Annotated in this window: 16 protein-coding genes; 8 read left to right on the forward strand and 8 right to left on the reverse strand. The window is 49.9% G+C overall.

Going from position 1 to position 18,101, the window contains the following annotated elements:
* The first annotated feature begins 67 nt into the window (after nucleotides 1–67).
* Both N836_RS62575 and N836_RS62580 read left to right on the forward strand, forming a co-directional pair.
* Nucleotides 68–1,084 carry a type I glyceraldehyde-3-phosphate dehydrogenase gene (locus N836_RS62575; protein WP_023075014.1) on the forward strand — a complete coding sequence of 339 codons (1,017 nt, stop codon included), beginning with the start codon at nucleotides 68–70 and terminating at the stop codon, nucleotides 1,082–1,084.
* Between the two features lie 184 nt (nucleotides 1,085–1,268).
* The gene (locus N836_RS62580; protein WP_023075015.1) at nucleotides 1,269–2,933 is read left to right on the forward strand and encodes a B12-binding domain-containing radical SAM protein; all 1,665 of its coding nucleotides are present in this window, start codon (nucleotides 1,269–1,271) and stop codon (nucleotides 2,931–2,933) included.
* 309 nt (nucleotides 2,934–3,242) lie between these two features.
* Here the strand turns inward: N836_RS62580 and mnmH are convergent, their stop codons facing one another.
* The 3 genes from mnmH to N836_RS62595 all read right to left on the reverse strand — a co-directional run bounded on the left by mnmH (nucleotide 3,243) and on the right by N836_RS62595 (nucleotide 7,191).
* A complete protein-coding gene (gene mnmH / locus N836_RS62585; RefSeq protein ID WP_031293655.1) occupies nucleotides 3,243–4,274 on the reverse strand; it encodes a tRNA 2-selenouridine(34) synthase MnmH in 1,032 nt (343 codons plus the stop codon).
* A 40-nt stretch (nucleotides 4,275–4,314) separates the two neighbouring features.
* On the reverse strand, nucleotides 4,315–6,549 hold the full coding sequence (selD, locus tag N836_RS62590) for a selenide, water dikinase SelD (protein WP_031293657.1): 2,235 nt from the start codon (nucleotides 6,547–6,549) through the stop codon (nucleotides 4,315–4,317).
* Nucleotides 6,550–6,771: 222 nt separating this feature from the next.
* Nucleotides 6,772–7,191, reverse strand: a complete 420-nt coding sequence (locus tag N836_RS62595; protein ID WP_023075018.1) for a tetratricopeptide repeat protein — start codon at nucleotides 7,189–7,191, stop codon at nucleotides 6,772–6,774.
* Between the two features lie 322 nt (nucleotides 7,192–7,513).
* Here N836_RS62595 and N836_RS62600 point away from each other — a divergent pair, with 322 nt between their 5' ends.
* On the forward strand, nucleotides 7,514–8,206 hold the full coding sequence (locus N836_RS62600; RefSeq protein ID WP_023075019.1) for a M23 family metallopeptidase: 693 nt from the start codon (nucleotides 7,514–7,516) through the stop codon (nucleotides 8,204–8,206).
* A gap of 158 nt (nucleotides 8,207–8,364) precedes the next feature.
* Complete coding sequence (locus tag N836_RS62605) at nucleotides 8,365–8,655, forward strand: hypothetical protein (protein WP_023075020.1); 291 nt, start codon at nucleotides 8,365–8,367, stop codon at nucleotides 8,653–8,655.
* 107 nt (nucleotides 8,656–8,762) lie between these two features.
* Here N836_RS62605 and ftsH read toward each other — a convergent pair whose 3' ends face one another.
* The 4 genes from ftsH to N836_RS62625 all read right to left on the reverse strand — a co-directional run bounded on the left by ftsH (nucleotide 8,763) and on the right by N836_RS62625 (nucleotide 13,356).
* On the reverse strand, nucleotides 8,763–10,679 hold the full coding sequence (gene ftsH / locus N836_RS62610) for an ATP-dependent zinc metalloprotease FtsH (protein WP_023075021.1): 1,917 nt from the start codon (nucleotides 10,677–10,679) through the stop codon (nucleotides 8,763–8,765).
* Between the two features lie 147 nt (nucleotides 10,680–10,826).
* Nucleotides 10,827–11,936, reverse strand: a complete 1,110-nt coding sequence (locus tag N836_RS62615; RefSeq protein WP_023075022.1) for a beta-ketoacyl-ACP synthase — start codon at nucleotides 11,934–11,936, stop codon at nucleotides 10,827–10,829.
* Nucleotides 11,936–12,682, reverse strand: a complete 747-nt coding sequence (locus N836_RS62620) for a peptidylprolyl isomerase (RefSeq protein WP_031293661.1) — start codon at nucleotides 12,680–12,682, stop codon at nucleotides 11,936–11,938. Before N836_RS62620 ends, N836_RS62615 begins: the two co-directional genes overlap by 1 nt.
* Nucleotides 12,683–12,774: 92 nt before the next feature.
* Entirely contained in the window at nucleotides 12,775–13,356 is a 582-nt protein-coding gene (locus tag N836_RS62625; RefSeq protein WP_023075024.1) for a photosystem I assembly protein Ycf4, read from the reverse strand.
* A gap of 336 nt (nucleotides 13,357–13,692) precedes the next feature.
* Between N836_RS62625 and N836_RS62630 the strand changes: the two genes are divergently transcribed.
* Nucleotides 13,693–14,709: a phosphoribulokinase gene (locus tag N836_RS62630; protein WP_023075025.1), complete on the forward strand. Its 1,017-nt coding sequence runs from the start codon at nucleotides 13,693–13,695 to the stop codon at nucleotides 14,707–14,709.
* Between the two features lie 391 nt (nucleotides 14,710–15,100).
* Nucleotides 15,101–15,526: an FHA domain-containing protein gene (locus N836_RS62635; protein ID WP_023075026.1), complete on the forward strand. Its 426-nt coding sequence runs from the start codon at nucleotides 15,101–15,103 to the stop codon at nucleotides 15,524–15,526.
* Nucleotides 15,527–15,676: 150 nt separating this feature from the next.
* Here N836_RS62635 and N836_RS62640 read toward each other — a convergent pair whose 3' ends face one another.
* A complete protein-coding gene (locus N836_RS62640; RefSeq protein WP_023075027.1) occupies nucleotides 15,677–16,012 on the reverse strand; it encodes a hypothetical protein in 336 nt (111 codons plus the stop codon).
* A gap of 255 nt (nucleotides 16,013–16,267) precedes the next feature.
* On the opposite strand from N836_RS62640, the gene tmk reads away from it, so the two are divergent.
* Both tmk and N836_RS62650 read left to right on the forward strand, forming a co-directional pair.
* Nucleotides 16,268–16,936 (forward strand): dTMP kinase, encoded by a 669-nt coding sequence (gene tmk / locus N836_RS62645; protein ID WP_023075028.1) that lies wholly within the window; start codon nucleotides 16,268–16,270, stop codon nucleotides 16,934–16,936.
* On the forward strand, nucleotides 16,926–17,900 hold the full coding sequence (locus N836_RS62650; RefSeq protein ID WP_023075029.1) for a DNA polymerase III subunit delta': 975 nt from the start codon (nucleotides 16,926–16,928) through the stop codon (nucleotides 17,898–17,900). Before tmk ends, N836_RS62650 begins: the two co-directional genes overlap by 11 nt.
* Nucleotides 17,901–18,101 lie beyond the last annotated feature (201 nt).

Consider the following 18,101-nt stretch of genomic DNA (forward strand, 5'->3'; position numbering starts at 1 on the left):
GGGATATCATTGGTTTTGCTAATGCAAACGCTAATTTGACGCAGTTGTACGACAGAGGGTAAGCGCAGTGATTAGAGTAGCTATCAACGGTTTTGGGCGCATTGGGCGCAACTTCCTACGCTGTTGGTTGACCAGAGAAAATTCAGGGTTTGATATTGTTGCAATCAACAATACTTCAGATCCTAAAACAGCTTGTCATCTGCTGAAGTATGACTCCTTGCTAGGACGCTTAGATGCAGATGTTAGCTTTACCGATGACACCATTACCGTCGGCGAGAAGACCATCAAGTGCTGTTCTGATCGTAACCCCAACAATTTGCCTTGGGGTGCTTGGGATATTGATCTTGTAATTGAATCTACAGGTGTCTTTGTTAGTGAAGAAGGCGCACGCCGTCACCTGGAAGCAGGTGCAAAGCAGGTGCTAATCACAGCACCTGGTAAGGGTGGGAACGTTGATACATACGTCGTTGGCGTTAATGCTGACCAGTATGTTCATGGTAAGAACCCCATTGTTAGCAACGCCAGCTGCACCACTAACTGCCTGGCTCCAGTAGTGAAGGTCGTTAATGACGCTTTCGGCATCATTAAAGGCACAATGACCACTACTCACAGCTACACTGGCGACCAGCGTATTCTAGATGCAAGTCACCGTGACTTGCGCCGGGCGCGGGCAGCAGCCATCAATATTGTGCCTACATCCACTGGAGCGGCTAAGGCTGTAGCCTTGGTTATTCCTGAGATGAAGGGCAAACTGAACGGTATTGCTATGCGCGTACCCACACCTAACGTTTCTGTTGTTGACCTGGTTGTTCAGGTTGAGAAGAAAACAATCAAAGAAGAAGTTAACGAGGCCATGAAAGCAGCTGCGGCTGGGCATATGAAGGGCATCTTAGGCTACACGGAAGAGCCTCTGGTTTCCATCGACTATCGTAAGACCGATGAGTCTTCTATCGTTGACTCCAGTCTGACTTTGGTTATGGATGGTGACATGGTGAAGGTTGTTGCCTGGTATGACAACGAGTGGGGCTATAGCCAGCGCGTTGTTGACTTGGCTGAGGTCGTTGCGGCTAACTGGCCAGCATAAAGCTACTGGTCCTTAAACATCCATCCCCCCCGGATAATACATTCGGGGGGATTTTGTATTGCATACCCCCATGATGAGCTAGCTCACCTGCCGTCATTTTGTTTGATCGGCTGGCCTAGGTTGGTATGGGCTGTCGGTTATTCCTATCATGTAATAAGAACCACTCTGCTGTAGGCTACTTGTTTTGACTGCGTCTTCTATCTTTGCCGCCGAGCACATACTCTTTGACCCCGCTGTCCCTGACTCCGATGCGGTGCCTTTAGTATTTGCTTTTCCCAACGAATATTCTGTTGGTATTACCAGCTTGGGGTACCAGGTGATTTGGGCAATGCTGGCCCAGCGTCAAGATCTGGCGGTAGGACGCTTGTTTACGGATGTAGCCGATCACCTGCCAGCCCAGCCCGAACTGATGGGGTTTTCGGTTTCTTGGGAATTGGACTATATCAATATTCTGAATTTACTTGAACAGCAGCAAATTCCTATTCGCAGTTGCGATCGCACCCAGGATCATCCCCTCATTTTTGGCGGCGGTCCTGTACTCACGGCCAATCCTGAACCCTTTGCTGACTTTTTTGACATCGTACTGCTTGGGGATGGAGAAGACCTGATTCCTAGCTTTATCGACACCTACCAATTGGTTCGCACCGCCAGTCGTTTAGAGCAACTCAAAGCCCTAGCCCAGGTGCCTGGCATTTATATCCCTAGCCTCTATCAGCCCGTATACACCGAGCCGACAGGCCCCATTAGTCATGTAGAGCCCGTCAGCGGTGTGCCGGCCATTGTTAAAAAACAAACCTATCGGGGCAATGTCCTCCTAGCTTCGACGGTGGTCACCGAAAAAGCCGCCTGGGAAAACATTTTCATGGTGGAAGTGGTGCGCAGCTGCCCAGAAATGTGTCGGTTTTGTCTAGCTAGCTATCTGACACTGCCATTTCGCACCGCTAGCCTGGATGATTCCCTGGTGCCAGCGATTGAGCGCGGCTTAAACGTCACCCAACGGTTAGGTCTGTTAGGAGCCTCGGTTACCCAGCACCCAGGCTTTGAAGAGCTATTGGACTACATTAACCAACCCACCTACGACGATGTGCGGTTGAGCATTGCCTCGGTGCGCACCAATACTGTCAACGAAAAATTAGCCAACACCCTGGTCAACCATGGCACTAAGTCCATCACCATTGCCGTGGAAAGTGGGTCAGAACGGGTGCGTGAAATCATTAATAAAAAGCTGGCAACCGCTGATATTGAGCGGGCCATAGTCAATGCTAAAGCAGGGGGGCTCAGCAGCGTCAAACTCTATGGCATGGCTGGCATTCCAGGGGAAACCGAAGCGGACCTGGAAGCTACGGCTACTATGATGCTGGAACTAAAAAAAGCGGCCAAAGGACTCCGCCTTACCCTGGGTTGCAGCACCTTTGTCCCCAAAGCCCACACGCCGTTTCAATGGTATGGGGTCAATCCTCAGGCCGAAAAACGTCTGAAGTTTTTACAAAAGAAGTTGCGATCGCAAGGTATTGACTTTAGACCCGAAAGCTACAACTGGTCAGTGATTCAAACACTGATTTCCAGAGGCGATCGACGCATCGGACAGCTACTAGAATTAACCCGCCACTATGGTGACTCCCTGGGCAGCTATCGACGTGCCTTTAAAGAACTCAAGGGTCAACTGCCCCCGCTAGAATTTTATGTTTACACCGACTGGTCAACGGAACAAGCTTTGCCCTGGGACCACTTAGAAGGACCGCTATCAAAATCCACTCTGCTCAAACATCTAGAATCAGCCGAGGTCCATATGGATGAACCAAGGTTTTGTAATTCTACCCCCGACCTTAAACTATGTAGCTCCGCCTGAGTTTGAGGTCAACATTATCTGGTGTAAAAAGCGATAACAGCCTTTTCCAAACAATAAACGGCAAGGTAATCGGCCAGAGTAGGCTAGCGACGATCACAAATGCCCAGTTAAGAGCACTTTTTTTTGAGGCATCAGTATCCCTCAAAAATGCGTACAGCGCTATCAAACAGGTGATAGCCGCAGGCAGGACGTAGTGCAGATAGCTCATAGTTAATCAAAATCGAAAAGCACAGACACAACTTCGATGGTCCACAAGCATTAAACCAACAATGCTCAGCCAATACATTCCCCTAATTAGATAGTTAGAGGTCAACTGCTATACCAGCCCCAGTCCCCCACCTGACATCGTAAACGCTGGGCTGCCTGCAAAACTGACATAGCAGACACATCGAGTTTAGGAATTCGTTTACCGCGACGAACCAGATCATGGCGGTAAGTACGATCATAATAAGTCAATATAATTGCAGCAGCAGCCCTCAGTTCACCTCTTTTAATATGCTGCACAGCCTCCTGGGTGCGTAATCCGCCCAGACGCTTCCGTAAGCGCTCAGTCGCTGCAATCAGCTCCTCTAGATTCGCTTGACCATAGACATCCACTAAAATATCTAACCGTTCCGATTCGGAGCGCACCACCTCTAACGTGTTGGCCGCTTCCATTTGTCCCATGAGTTCATTCGGTATCCGACAGGTCCCCACGCGGCGACTTTCCGCCTCAATCCAAACAGGCCGCTGAGGGTCGAATTTGGACCACTGTTCAGCAATTAAATTTTCATACTGCTCGGTACTCGGTTGAGACGGTAGCATTAGCGCGCCATAGCTGCTGCCGCGATGATTCGCTAACCCTTCCAAGTCTAAGACCTGCTCTCCTAAATCACGGAGGGCATGCAGAATATCGGTCTTGCCCGTGCCGGTCATCCCCCCCACGATGATGATGGGCCGAGCGGTGGCTAATGTAGCTCTAACCCAGTGGCGAAAGGCTTTATAGCCCCCTTGTAGTAGCTTGACATCTAAACCACTGGTTGCCAGCAGCCAGCCCACAGAGCCGCTGCGCATCCCCCCCCGCCAGCAATGAACTCTGACCTGACGCTCAGGAGCCAGTGCCTTGGCCTGTTTAACTAAACCCACCATTTTGGGAGCCACTAGCTCCAATCCTAATTCAATGGCTGTCTCCTGCCCTTGTTGTTTATAACAGGTCCCCACCTGAGCGCGCTCTTCATCCGAAAACAAAGGAAAACTGACGGCCTCAGGGAGATGACCTTGGGCAAACTCACTCGGGCTACGGACATCTAAAATTGGACCGGGGGCCTGCCAAAAATCAGAAATTGGAAGAAATTGGGTCACCACATGGCTAATTAGAGAACATAGGAAACCCCTGGGGATTTCACCCTCTGATTGTAAAAGGCGCTTGCCCCTCTACAGCGGGCACAACATTGCCAATGTGACGACTATGAACATACCCCTGTTTTTTTAAGTTCTCTAAACAGTCGTTTATACGGTCCTGGGGAATCGCTGCCAGCAGCCCACCAGAGGTTTGAGGGTCAAACAATAGGGGATAAGCATGATGGTGGGCAGGGGTCTGCACATGACGTTCGACCTGCTGGTTGCGTTTGTGCAGAGAGCTTAGGTAGCCTGTCTCAAAACAGGCATATACTCCAGGCAGCACGGGCAGAGCATCCAGGTTTAGATCAATGCTCATCCCAGTCGGCAACATCTCATGGAGGTGCCCCAAAAGGCCAAAGCCCGTTATATCGGTGCAAGCCACTGCACCATGGTTTTGTAAACACTGAGCCGCCTGTTGATTTGACTGCATCATACTGGCCACAGCCGCTGCAATCCATCGTCCTTTAGCGGCTCGCTGCATATCGGCGGCAAAGAGTACCCCCGTCCCCAAAGGTTTGGTCAAAATCAGACCCAGACCGGGGCGCAGATTTTTCTTAGTCAGAATAGTATCGGCAGCGATCCAGCCATTACAGGCAAATCCTAAGGACAGCTCTGGACCTTCGCTGGTGTGCCCCCCCACTAGCCAGGTCTGGGAGGGAGCTAGGGCCTGGTAAGTGCCTGTCATCAGCTGATAGAGAGTCTCCGTTTGGATCGCATCCGTACCATAGGGCAACGTAGCCAGAGCCAGTACGGTTTGGGGAGTCGCCCCCATGGCAAATAGATCGCTCAGGCAGTGGTTGACACAAATTTGAGCAAAAACGTAAGGGTCATCCACCAGCGCGCGAAACTGATCCACCGTTTGTACAGCTAACTTGCCTGGGGGCATGGCAATCACGGCAGCATCATCAGGCGATTCTAGACCGACCTTAACCGGGTTAGGCCAGTGGTCCATCTCTGGAAAATCTTTTCTGGCACGATGGAGGGCACGACTCAGCACTGAACTACTGACTTTTGAACCACAGCCAGCACAGTGGGGCATCATTGTGTCGCTACCCGGTGCTGTTTGGCTGCCGCTATCCATGGGCGGAAATTGATCAAACAGGGACATAAACCTGGCATCAATCCGATGTTTCCAGTGTCGAAACCAAACTGATTCAGCCGACCACCAGCCACGGGACGCAATCGCTCCCCCCCTTCCCAGGTCAATAATGTTGAGAAACTGACTCTGGGGCTTGAAGGGCTTGAGCGCCTTACCATAGAAATAGCGCTGCAGATTGTGATAAAGGGGAGGCGCTTGCCGAACGGCAAATACGCCAGCCTTGGGTCGGGGGTGATTGACCATGGTCGCCACATCGCCCACGGCAAATACATTGGGGTGAGATAGGGTTTGGAGCGTATCTTTGACCAAAATAAAGCCGGCTTTATCCGTCGATAAACCGGTCCGTGTCAGCCAGGGAGCTGTGCTGGCACTGGTCACCCAAAAAACGCGATCGCATGTTACCTTCAAGCCCGACTCACAGCGTACCTGAACAGCACCGTCTGCCACAGGCTCTACCGCACAGACGGATTCTGACAGGTGGGTGTGGATACTGCGATCGCGAAAAATTCTAGCCAGCTGCCGTTGGGTCATGGGATTCCGCCCCGTTGCCAGCCGCGCTCCTCGGTGAAATACATGGACATTGACAGCACTGCCCACGCTCTGTTGTAGCCGCACCTGCATATTAAGAGCTAGCTCTACCCCACCCACACCACCACCGACAATGCCAATGGTGGCCGACTGTGCCTGATCCAGACTCTCTAAATAGCGATGCCAGGCCCGTAATAGATTGGGCACCGGCTTAGCCGGGATCGCATACTCCCTCGCTCCCGGCACTGATACGGTTCCTGGCGTACTGCCAATATCAATGGACAGGGCATCGTATCTCATCGGCGGATGATGGCGACAATAGATCATCTGTTGATCCGCATCAATGTCCACCACCTCATCCATAACTAACCGGCAATTAGCAAACCGAGTTAGCGGTCTCAAATCAATATGGGACTGGTCAAAGTCATAAAGCCCTGAAATATGGCAAGGCAACATGCCTGAATAGGGCGTATCCACTAGGTTGGTGATCAGCGTCAGCCGTACCCCGGCTGGCAGGCTGTTCATACCGATTTTGCGCAACACAATGGTGTGGGTGTGCCCGCCCCCCACAAAAAATAAATCCGTATGAATCGAAGTTGTTGCCTGCATAATTGTCAGGGAACCGATAAACATCACGCGCCGCGCCCACTATGTTGCGCTATCGCGACCATTATAGATAGCAGAAAAATTTGGATGGCGCGTGAGTTTTCCCTGAGGAGTTTTCAAGACCTACTCATACCAAATCCGAATTCATCAAACCCGATTAAAAATGGATTGTTCTTCTGTAGGGGCATTCCCTTGTGAGTGCCCTTCGTTAGATATCGGACGCTATCAGTCAGGATTTCGGATAACAACTAATTCTTGAAAGCGTGGATCTTGTCTAAGACCATCAAAAGCCGGATCTTTATGGGCCATTTCAATCCACTGGTTGGGGTTGAGGGCAAAAGCTTTTTGTAGAGCCAGCAGGGCAAAATCATCCGCCTGCATCTGGGCATGGCAGTAAGCCTTGAGGTACCAGGCTAAATCTAGATCCATTTTGAGGGCCACGGCCTGATTAAAGTTTGCGATCGCAGGCTGAAACTGTTCCAATAGCATGAGGGCCAGACCACGCCGGACCCAGGCCTCATAGTAATCAGACTGAAGATCGATTGCCTTGGTGTAGGATGCGATCGCACGTTGAGATTGTCCCTGTTCATCCAACAAGACGCCTTGCTGATACCACTGATCAGAGGTTTGCCATTGTTCACTCATCCATCCCATCTCCTCATCAGTTAATCATCACAGCCCAGCTAGTGACCCATACCGTTTTCATAAAACCATCCAAAAAATAATCCTTTTTCACCGATTAAAAAAACATATATATGCAATTTCAAGAAATTGATGTACATTAGCGGGCAAAGCTGCAATCAGAATCAAAAAAATTAGTGAGCTTGATCAATTACATGTGGTCGTAGCCTCACATTATCAAAGCTCCATCTACTGGAACTGCTCTAGGTCCTTACGCTTTATCCCTGGTTGCTGTGCCGACCTGGAAACACTTACAAAAGCCAATCGTTGTGCGTTTTCGGAATATATGAAGTCGAGTTCTGTTAAAGCCATTCCTATTAAGGGGTTTACCCAGGCTCTTATGGGTCATTTCAGCCAGCTCATACAATCTCGTCGAAGGCGCTCCTATGTTTACGCCAGATTGTTGCTTTTGGGTTGTCTGTCCCTATGGATGCTGACAGGTTTGGTTCTACCTGCCCAGCGCAGATCGGCCGCTGCCGCTGAAGTGGAATTGGCCAGAGCAGCCAATCCCTGGAGCTTCGCTTCGTTTCCAGTAGAAAATTTCCAGGCTTATACCTCTCCCTTTGGCTACCGTCAGTCTCCCTTCGGTGGTGAACAGTTTCACTATGGTCTAGACATCGCCGCACCATTGGGTAGCTACATCCGCAACTGGTGGGAAGGCGAAGTCATCGAAGTTAGCGACGATAGTGCCTGTGGGACATCCGTTGTGATTGAGTCAGGAGAATGGCAACATATTTATTGTCATATGCAAGGCTACGTCACCTATGAAGGCGGCAGCAGGGTTATGGTTGATCCAGGCGGCAATATCCGTATTCGAGAAGGGGGCACCATCAGCACAGGCCAACCCATTGGCCGTGTTGGTATGACCGGACGTACCACCGGTCCCCATCTCCACTGGGGCCTCAAGTTTGAAAGCAGCTGGGTCGATCCAGCCATGGTGCTGCGAGCCATGTACGACGACCAGCAGGCATTGCGGTAAAAGGGTAGTTAAAACTTTATGGTTGTGACTCCTTGACCTTTATGATCTGCAGCACAATCTATCAACCAGTCAAGATGTTATCGTCTAGCTAAAGCCATCTTTGCGAGTGGCTGGGTACATTACAGCTGTACCCCTGTTCGACCATCACCCAACTAACTATGACTGCTCCAATGTCAGAAGCTGAAAACACTCGCGCTGTTCTTCGTTCTCAAGAGCCCGAACTACAGTATGAACTTCCCTGGAACCGTGAAGGTGAGTTTGAAATAGAGGCACTCATCGTCAGCCAAAGTAAGAGTGACTTACTGGTCAAAGTTAAAACTGACCGTGGTGAAAATCATCTAACCATTTTAGGTTTTCTACCGGGTCGAGTCGCAGGGCAGCGTTGGCGCTTAGAGTGTCTGCGTTCCTCTGGTCGTATCGAACTCCTGGATGGTGAACCCCTCGAATAACACCTGACCTGAGCTTGAGGCTCATAGTTGGGATTACAATACACAGTGCCCTTGGATAAAACAAGGGTACTGAGTTAGCTGACTGGAAATGGCTGACAGTAGCCGCACTACGAGTTGACAGCAGGTATGTCTACATACTCGCTGACAATGCCACGGAACTCTTCGCCATCAATGGTTTCTTTTTCCACAAGTCGATCGACCAGCCGGTCTAACAATATGCGGTTTTCTTTCAGCATTGAACGAGCCTTGTCATAGGCCGTCGTCGCAATTTCTCGGACACGCTGGTCAATTTTTGCGGCCATTTCCTCGGAATATTCCGAACGCTGCATCAGGTCACTACGTCCTAGGAATACAGCACTACTGGGAGACTCCATCGCAAACGAACCTAGCTCTGACATGCCAAAGCGAGTGATCATCTGACGGGCAATATTAGTCACTTGCTGGATATCATTGGCCGCGCCTTGAGTCACCTCATCTGGACCAAAGACAATCTCTTCAGCCGCACGACCACCTAGCGCCATCGTAATCCGGTCAATCAGTTCAGCATAGGAAATCAGGCCATCATCTACCCGGTCTTCTTTAGGTAAGTAACTGGCAAATCCACCCACACCACCAGAACGAGGAATAATGGTCACCTTGGCCAGTGGGTCAGAGTGCTTCAGCATTGTACTCACCAAAGCGTGCCCAACTTCGTGATACGCAATTAGTCGCTTCTTTTTACTGTCTAGCAGAGGTGTGAGCGTGAGGCCAATGGTCAAGCGATCAATGGCATCATCAATTTCTTCCATGGTGACGGCATCTTTACGACGACGTGCCGTCAGAATGGCAGCCTCATTGAGCAAATTAGCCAGTTGGGCTCCCGAAAAACCGGGGGTGCGGCGAGCAATGGCTTCCAAGTTCACATCTTCCGCAATCTTTTTATCGCGGGCATGTACATCTAGAATGCCTAGACGACCGTTGTAGCCCGGCAGATCAACCGTGATTTGTCGATCAAATCGACCGGGGCGTAGGAGCGCCGCATCCAGTACATCAGGACGGTTGGTAGCGGCAATTACAATAATGCCGCTATTGCCCTCAAAGCCATCCATTTCAGTCAATAACTGGTTAAGGGTCTGCTCTCGCTCATCGTTACCACCGCCGATACCGGCTCCGCGCTGACGGCCCACAGCATCAATTTCATCAATAAAGACGATACAGGGGGAGTTTTCCTTGGCTTTCTTGAACAGGTCGCGTACACGAGAGGCACCGACACCGACAAACATTTCAACAAATTCAGATCCTGAAATACTAAAGAAAGGGACCCCGGCTTCACCAGCAATTGCTTTAGCTAAGAGGGTTTTACCAGTTCCCGGCTGCCCCACCAGCAGCACTCCTTTAGGGATGCGGGCTCCAATGGCGGTGAATTTTTCAGGATTTTTGAGAAAAGTCACTACTTCCTGTAGCTCTTCCTTTGCTTCCTCAATCCCAGCCACATCATCAAACATGACCCCTGTTTTGGCTTCCATCTGAAACCGGGCACGGGAACGGCCAAAGTTCATTGCACCGCTGGCTGAATTGGCTGACCGCCTTAAAATCATCAGCAATGCAAAGACAACAATCATTGCCAGCAGGGCATTCACGGCGAGCCCCGTCAGCGCACTATTGTCTGAACGCTCTAATACTTCATACTCAACATCGCTGCTACGAAGCTTTTGCAACAGACGCTGGTTGTACACATCATTAGCGAATAGTTCTACTGAATGCAAGGGTGCTTGTTCTTCGTCGTCTATCAGCCGCACATTGGCAACCCCTCGCAGGTTATCCAGCTCTACCCGCTCGACTACACCCTGATCGAGTTTTTCCAACAGCTGACCGTAGGTGATTTTAGTCTCTTCAGTTCCCTCCACTTGAGCTGATGCTGGCTGTACGCCAACCAGGGGAGCCGCGACCAGACTTTGCAGGACAAACCATCCAATCGCCAGAGTGCGAGTGGCACGGCGGCTAAATGAGGGTTGATGGGACGAGGGGGGGATGGACTTATTCATATAAAAGAATGGACTACTAGTTAAAGCTACAGGTAATCAGCAATGAGTCAGGGGCTTGACAAGACTGCCAATTCAACTCCCCCAGTTTAGCGTTCTAATCTACTAACCAGGGGAGGGATCATGTATATTCCTCAATCGATCTGTCCCCTAGCGAGCGATCGCAACAATGGCATTTTGACCACCAAAACCAAAGCTGCTGCATAATACATGCTTTACAGCCGTATTAACGCTTGAACCAACCCGAACAAAGTTGAGGTCAAACTCAGGCTTACTCAGCCCGACACAGGGGGGGAAGCGCTGGTGCTGCAGACTGAGCAAACTAAAAACAGTCCCGATTAACCCAGCTGCGCCCAGGGTATGTCCTGTTGCTCCCTTGGTGGAACTGACGGCTGCCTTAGGAAAAAGCTGCTCAATCATATGAGCCTCATTGGCATCGTTGAGACGGGTGCCGGTGCCATGGGTATGAACATAGTCAATGTCGTCTGGGTGTAAGCCACTACGCTGCAGGCATTGGTTAGCCACCGCCAGAGTCCCATCTGGGCGCGAGGAACTGATGTGGTATGCGTCATTGCTCAGGCCAAATCCCAACAGTTGACCATAGGAACATTGGCCAGAGGCTCGGTCTTGTACCTCTAAGACTACGGCGGCTGCGCCCTCGCCCAGAACTAACCCGGTGCGATCGCGATCAAAGGGATAGCAGCCTTGCTTGGCCATCGCTCCCATGCGGCGAAACCCCGTCAGGGTCAGAGGTGTAATTGGTGCATCTACAGCCGCGACCACCACTCGCCGACACTGCCCTGTCTGTAGCAGCATATATCCCTGAAACAATGCCCATAGACCCGTGGCACAGGCCGCCATCGGTGCCAACACAGGTCCCTCACTGCCCAAAGCCTGGGCTACCTGGGTAGATAGGCCACAGGGCAACGCTGTTATCCAACGATCTAAGGGCTGCTCACCTCGTGCCATAGCCTCCCAGCGGTTTAAGTAGCTGCGGCTAGAGCCGACGACGATGCCACAGTCTTTGAGAGGAGGGGGCAGACCAGCATCCAGGACAGCGGCCCGAACCGTGGCCAGCAGCAGAGGCTCGGGGTCAGCTGGATATTTGCCTGCTATGGCTAAAGGCATAGCCGGGAGCAAACGAAAAGGCTGGCGAAGTGCGATCGCACTTTTGCCAGCCAATAAATTTGACCAAGTAGATTGGACCGTTGGTCCCAGAGCTGTCCACAAACCAATGCCGGTGACAACAACCTCCAGCACTACTCAGTCACCAGATTATCCAAACCCTCAATGACCTGTGCCGACTCAATCACATCACCCTGTTGAATAGCATCTACCACTTCTAAGCCTTCAGCCACATAGCCAAAGACTGCATAGCTACCATCCAAAAACGGTAGATCGGCTAGCGCAAAATAAAACTGAGCGGACGCCGAGTCAGGAAACTGAGAACGCGCCATTGCTACAGCACCGTGGGTATGCTGCAAAGCAGGCTGAGCACTCTCCCCAGCAGATTCAAAGGTTTGACCATAGATCGGCTGATCAGACCCTTCAGGTGTGATCTCCAATGGAATCAGACGCTTTTCTTGCGTTTCAGGATCGACGAAACCACCTGTACCCAGCTGCTGTACTGGCACTGACGGATCTTTACTCTGCGGGTCTCCCCCCTGCACCACAAACGGCTGAGGTTCACGCACTACCCGGTGAAACACTGTCCCGTCGTAGACTCCACGCTCGACCAGATCAACAAAATTACCAGCCGTGATCGGTGCTTGCGTACCATCAACGTTAACTAGAATTCGCTCTCCATTTATCAAAAACTCGATCGTAGCAGTCCCCTCAAGCCTGACCAGCCCTTCGGGAGCAGGCGCAGCAGCAACCTCTGTCGATTCAGCAGATTCTGCTGGCGCAGCGGCTGGATCTGGATCAGTAGCCCCAGCCGTACAGCTCACCATGAATAATGCCACGACTAAACCGATGGCCCATTGCATTCGGAAACCGAAAACCATGATTAATTCCTTCGTTGACTAAGGGCACCATATCTTGTCACAGGGAAACACCCTTTTCAATAGGGAAATTCACGTTAACCCGGCATCAATGGCTACAGTCCCTCTAAGGGAACTTGCAGAAATCGAGCCAGTTCAGCCCCCTGATTTTCCACTGCTGCCAGCGATATTGGCTGACCTACGCGAGTCATAGGAATATCCCCTTTCCCCTTAATCTTGAGATAAAGTGCTCGCTTAGGATTCAATCCCTCACGAATTTCGACCCGGATTGCCGTCACCGACGACAGTGGATATTTGAAATCAATCCTACGATTTTTGCCAGGGAAACCCCACCGAAAGATTTCCACCTCCTGAGCTTCCTTATCAAATCGGTTGTAGCCACCACCAACATTCCAGATACAGATCAGCCAAAGGTAGAGGGATAGCAGTAGCGCTGCCGTGCCATAAAAACACATCACAATCCCTTGGGGAATAAAGATCAGCTGGGTCGGATCGGCAAATGGCAGTAGGTTGAGCCCTGTGTAGCTAGAGATGCCAGCTAGCAAAAAACCAGTACCCCCAACAGCGGTCACCGCAGCCCACCAGTAGTTACTCCAACGGCGAGAGCCCAATATCTTGCGGCAGAGGACACTGTCTTGATCGGTTGTGTCAGAAACAGTTGCTTTTGAAACAGCCATATTGTTTAGAAAAAATTATTAAAACAAGGTTAACGGACTGACCTATGCGCATCACGGTAAGGCCTCATCGAACCTGCTATTTTATGTGCTTTAGGTTCTACCAGGCTATCAAGTATTGCCAGTGAACACACCTCCTTAGTCTAGATATCTTGACTCCAAACACTCATTAAAAACAGGCGCTAATCCAGTCTTTCAAAAGACTACAGATTCTGATAGGATCAACCTTAACTTTTGCAACGTTCAAAACCCATTGCTGATACCCAACTGAGTCAGGGTTCATAGACTCGTTGATTGGTTTCACATAAACTTTGTTAACTGTTTTCATAAGAGGATTCCATGACCAGTCAGCCCGACCGCGTGGTTTTAATTGGTGTTGCTGGCGATTCAGGATGTGGAAAGTCTACATTTTTGAAACGTCTCAGCGATCTTTTTGGCGAAGAGTTTATGACCGTCATCTGCTTGGATGACTATCACAGTCTAGATCGTAAGCAACGTAAACTAGCTGGGGTGACGGCTCTCAACCCTAAGGCCAATAATTTTGACCTGATGTATGAGCAAATCAAAGCTCTGAAATCAGGAAATCCTATTGATAAGCCCATTTATAACCACGAAACAGGTTTAATCGACCCACCTGAGCGTATTGAACCAAATCACGTTGTTGTTATTGAGGGACTCCATCCTCTCTATGACGAGCGCGTACGTGATCTGCTTGACTTCAGTGTCTACCTAGATATTAGCGACGAAGTTAAGATCGCCTGGAAAATTCAGCGCGACATGGCAGAGCGGGGACATACCTATGAAGATGTCCTGGCTTCTATTCAGGCTCGCAAACCTGACTTTGAAGCCTATATCGATGTCCAGAAGCAATACGCTGATGTCGTCCTGCAGGTTCTGCCCACCAACCTGATTAAGGATGATAAGGAGCGCAAAATTTTGCGAGTGCAAATGATTCAGAAGGAAGGTGTGGAAGGGTTTGAGCCTGCCTACCTGTTTGATGAAGGCTCCACCATTAATTGGGTCCCCTGTGGTCGTAAGCTAACCTGTTCTTACCCAGGTATTCGCATGGCCTACGGTCCTGATACCTATATGGGTAATGAGGTATCAATCCTGGAAATTGACGGTCAGTTTGAGAAGCTTGAGGAGCTTATTTATGTTGAAGAGCACCTCAGCAACATCTCTACCCGTAGCTATGGTGAGATGACTGAGCTATTGCTAAAGCACCGTGAATATCCGGGGTCTAACAATGGCACAGGTCTGTTCCAGGTACTGGTAGGTTTGAAAATGCGTGCGACCTACGAACGTCTGACGAATTCGTTAGCAGGTGTTAGTGCTGGTACAGCTGTTGTAGCTTAATTGCAGCACTTAGAGTGAAGAGGCCCCGTTATTGGTTTAGTGTCATTTTGCTGTCATGGCAAGGTGGCACTTTTTAGGGTGAAAAATGGCACCAACCTAGGTGATTAATTATTTCAAGATGACGATTGTCATGTCCCAGTAGTTGATTGGGAATGCTATATTATCTGCTATGCCTTTATAGAGACGATTAGTAGCTATGCATTGCTGCTAGGACGGCTTAGCCCTCTATAAGGATAAGGGAAAAGTCATCTACACAGTATGGTATCTCCATCGTATCAAGCCAAAGAGCAAAGGAGAATCCTGAAGGCTCTCAATACTGACAGAATATTGACAGTGAAAACGTTATTGACAGCCTGATTTTTTCTCGAAGATTTATCATTTCATAGTTAGCATGGCTTCAGGTTCCCATCTCAGTAGTATTCTTATCGTCGAGGATAGTCAAGGACGACGGGAAATCGTCCTGGATAGCTCCGTCTATTCTGTCGGTCGCGACGCAAGATGTGATATTCGTTTGGCTTCGCAGTTTGTCTCCAGACACCATGCCACTCTGGTGCAGCTGCCTAGAGACGATGAAACCTATTACTATCGCATCGTAGATGGCAATCTCAAGGGCAAGCCTAGTGCTAATGGCATGATGATTAACGGTCGTAAGCTCCAGGCTCACGATCTAAAAAACGAAGATGAGATTGTTTTTGGTCCTCAGGCCAGGGCAATTTACTATCAGCTTAAGCGGGATACCACATCAACCGTTCCACCTGACGAGTTTGATATTACGTTGATCAGTCCCAATATGATTGTTGAAGACGAAGAAAGCTAACGAACTTACTAATAAGCTTGGAAGCTAGCTCAGATTGGACTTGATATAACTAACGGTGCAAAAAACTAGCCCGCTACTCTGTCGAGCTGCTCGGCGTTTAGAAGTTATGACGGCCCAGCGCTTTCCTCTATTAGTTTTTCTTATGATCGGCTAGCTTGCCTTGCTTTCGATTGCCTGATTCACCTGCTGAAAAACTCTGTGGCAATGATTATTGTCCTTTAGGGGCAGCTCCTCATTTTTGACCACCAGGTTAACGGTGGAAGCTGAGTTCTGAGTTACAAACTCAGTCTCGTCCGTAGAGCCGATCAAGACCTCAACCGTGGCTAATTTGCTGAAGGAGACCATGCCAGGACGCTCTTTCGCCATCATATAGTCGCCATCCTGATAAACCAAATGAAGGCCACAGGACTGCAGCACGCCTGGCAGTGATTCGCGCAAGTTGTTGGCAGGAAGAACGCTTACAAAAAGATTGGTATACCGGGCCATAGAAAATTCTAGAGCTACTGTACAATTTCAAATTTTTTAAAGTTTGTACAACCAGAAAGGGTAAGTTCAGACTAAACAATAAGTCAAAAACTTGCAATTTTTTATCTGAGAATATTATGCCGCTATATCTATTTATCGATCTGCATCTGCTACTACCCTTCTAGAGAACGGTAATCATTTCAGGATAAATATAGGTTAAGTGCCTGAGCTATGTGATCGGATAAGTGTTGATAGTGTATTGCTGTTGAGGAAACGATGCGCGGTAAACTTATTGTTTTTGAAGGAATTGAGGGCAGTGGTAAAACCACGCAAATTCATCATCTGCGTCAGTGGTTGGATCACAAGCTTAGCAATGGCGAGTTGCCCAACTATCCAACCGGGGTAATCGTGACTCGTCAACCTGGTGGTACCAGCATCGGACAGCATATCAGACAGGTCCTGCTAAAGCCGTCTCAGGGCCCGGAGAGTTTAACCAGTACATCAGAGCTGCTACTCTATGCAGCTGACCGGGCTCAGCATGTAGAACGAATTTTAATTCCTGCGCTTGAGACGGGCCATTTGGTACTTTGCGATCGCTACACCGATTCCACCGTCGCCTACCAAGGCTATGGTCGACAGCTAGATTTATCTCTAATTGACACCCTCAACACCATAGCTACCGGCGGCTTGAGTAGCGATCTAACTCTTTGGCTAAAATTAGACGTGACCGCAGGATTAGAGCGGATTACTACTCGGGGAGACACTGACCGGATTGAACAAGCCGGAATTGAATTCCATCGTCGGGTCCACAAAGGATTTACTGCCCAAGCCAAGGTCCACGGAGAAAAGTTTATTGCCGTGGATGCCAGTCCTGCCCCGGAAACTGTAGCTCAGCATGTCCAAACCATTGTCTCCGCTTATTTGCAGCAGTGGTATGCCCTCTAAGTTGTTTTCGGCCCCAGTGCAACAGTCATTCAACCAGCACTTTAACCACATTGTTGGTCAGTCCCAGGCCGTTGAATTGCTGGTGCAGGCAATTATTCGACAGCGGATTGCTCCTGGCTATTTATTTATAGGGCCAGCAGGCATTGGCCGTAGCTTAGTGGCAACGGCGTTCACCACAATTCTGCTCCATAGTCCTGATGGATCATCGGACAATCTCAAACGCAGGATTCAAGCTCGCAATCATCCTGACCTATTGTGGGTTGAACCGACCTATCTACATCAGGGCAAATTGCTGACGGTGAGCGAAGCTCAGACAGCTGGACTTAAACGCCGTGGGTTACCCCAGGTACGTCTCGAACAAATTCGAGACATCGCCCGATTTTTGAGTCGTCCTCCGCTAGAAGCTGAACGGTCAGTCGTCGTGATTGAATCGGCTGAATTGATTGCTGAAGCCGCTGCCAATGGTCTTCTGAAAACCTTAGAAGAGCCTGGACAGGCCACCCTGGTACTCATCGCCCCCGACCAGCAAACACTCTTGCCGACCTTAATCTCACGGTGTCAGACCATTCCTTTTCGACGCTTAGGTCCATCGGATATGGCTCAGGTACTCACCACTACGGACCACATAGAAATTTTGGACTATCCCGAGGTGCTCTCCCTGGCTCAGGGGAGTCCGGGAGCTGCGATCGCAAGCTGGCAACAGCTACAAACCATTCCACCAGACCTCTTGCAGCAAGTCAGCCAGCCCATTCGCAACATTCGCACGGCCCTGGAACTTGCCCGTCAAATCGTCCAAACTCTGGAACCCGAATCTCAACTCTGGCTGCTGGACTATCTACAACAGAACCGCTGGCAGCAGGGTCACGCCCACGGGATGGAAAAACTCGAATTAGCTCGTAAACAGCTGCTCAGATATGTACAACCGCGTCTGGTATGGGAAGTCACATTGATGAATTTGATTTAGTACTCTGGAAAGTAAATTTATTGCCATATCGTAGATGGGTTCGATAGGCTGAATTAACGTCTCCACCCCCGATCAATTCGCAAATGAACAAACGTCATCTTGAGTTAAGCGCCACTGACCGCAGCGACCTAGAAGCCCTTTTGAGCAAAGGTCAACTGGGGGCACGGCAATTCAAACGAGCGACTGGTCTGCTGGAGTTGG

This window comes from Leptolyngbya sp. Heron Island J (assembly GCF_000482245.1).
In the GTDB taxonomy this organism is placed as follows: Bacteria; Cyanobacteriota; Cyanobacteriia; order Phormidesmidales; family Phormidesmidaceae; genus Leptothoe.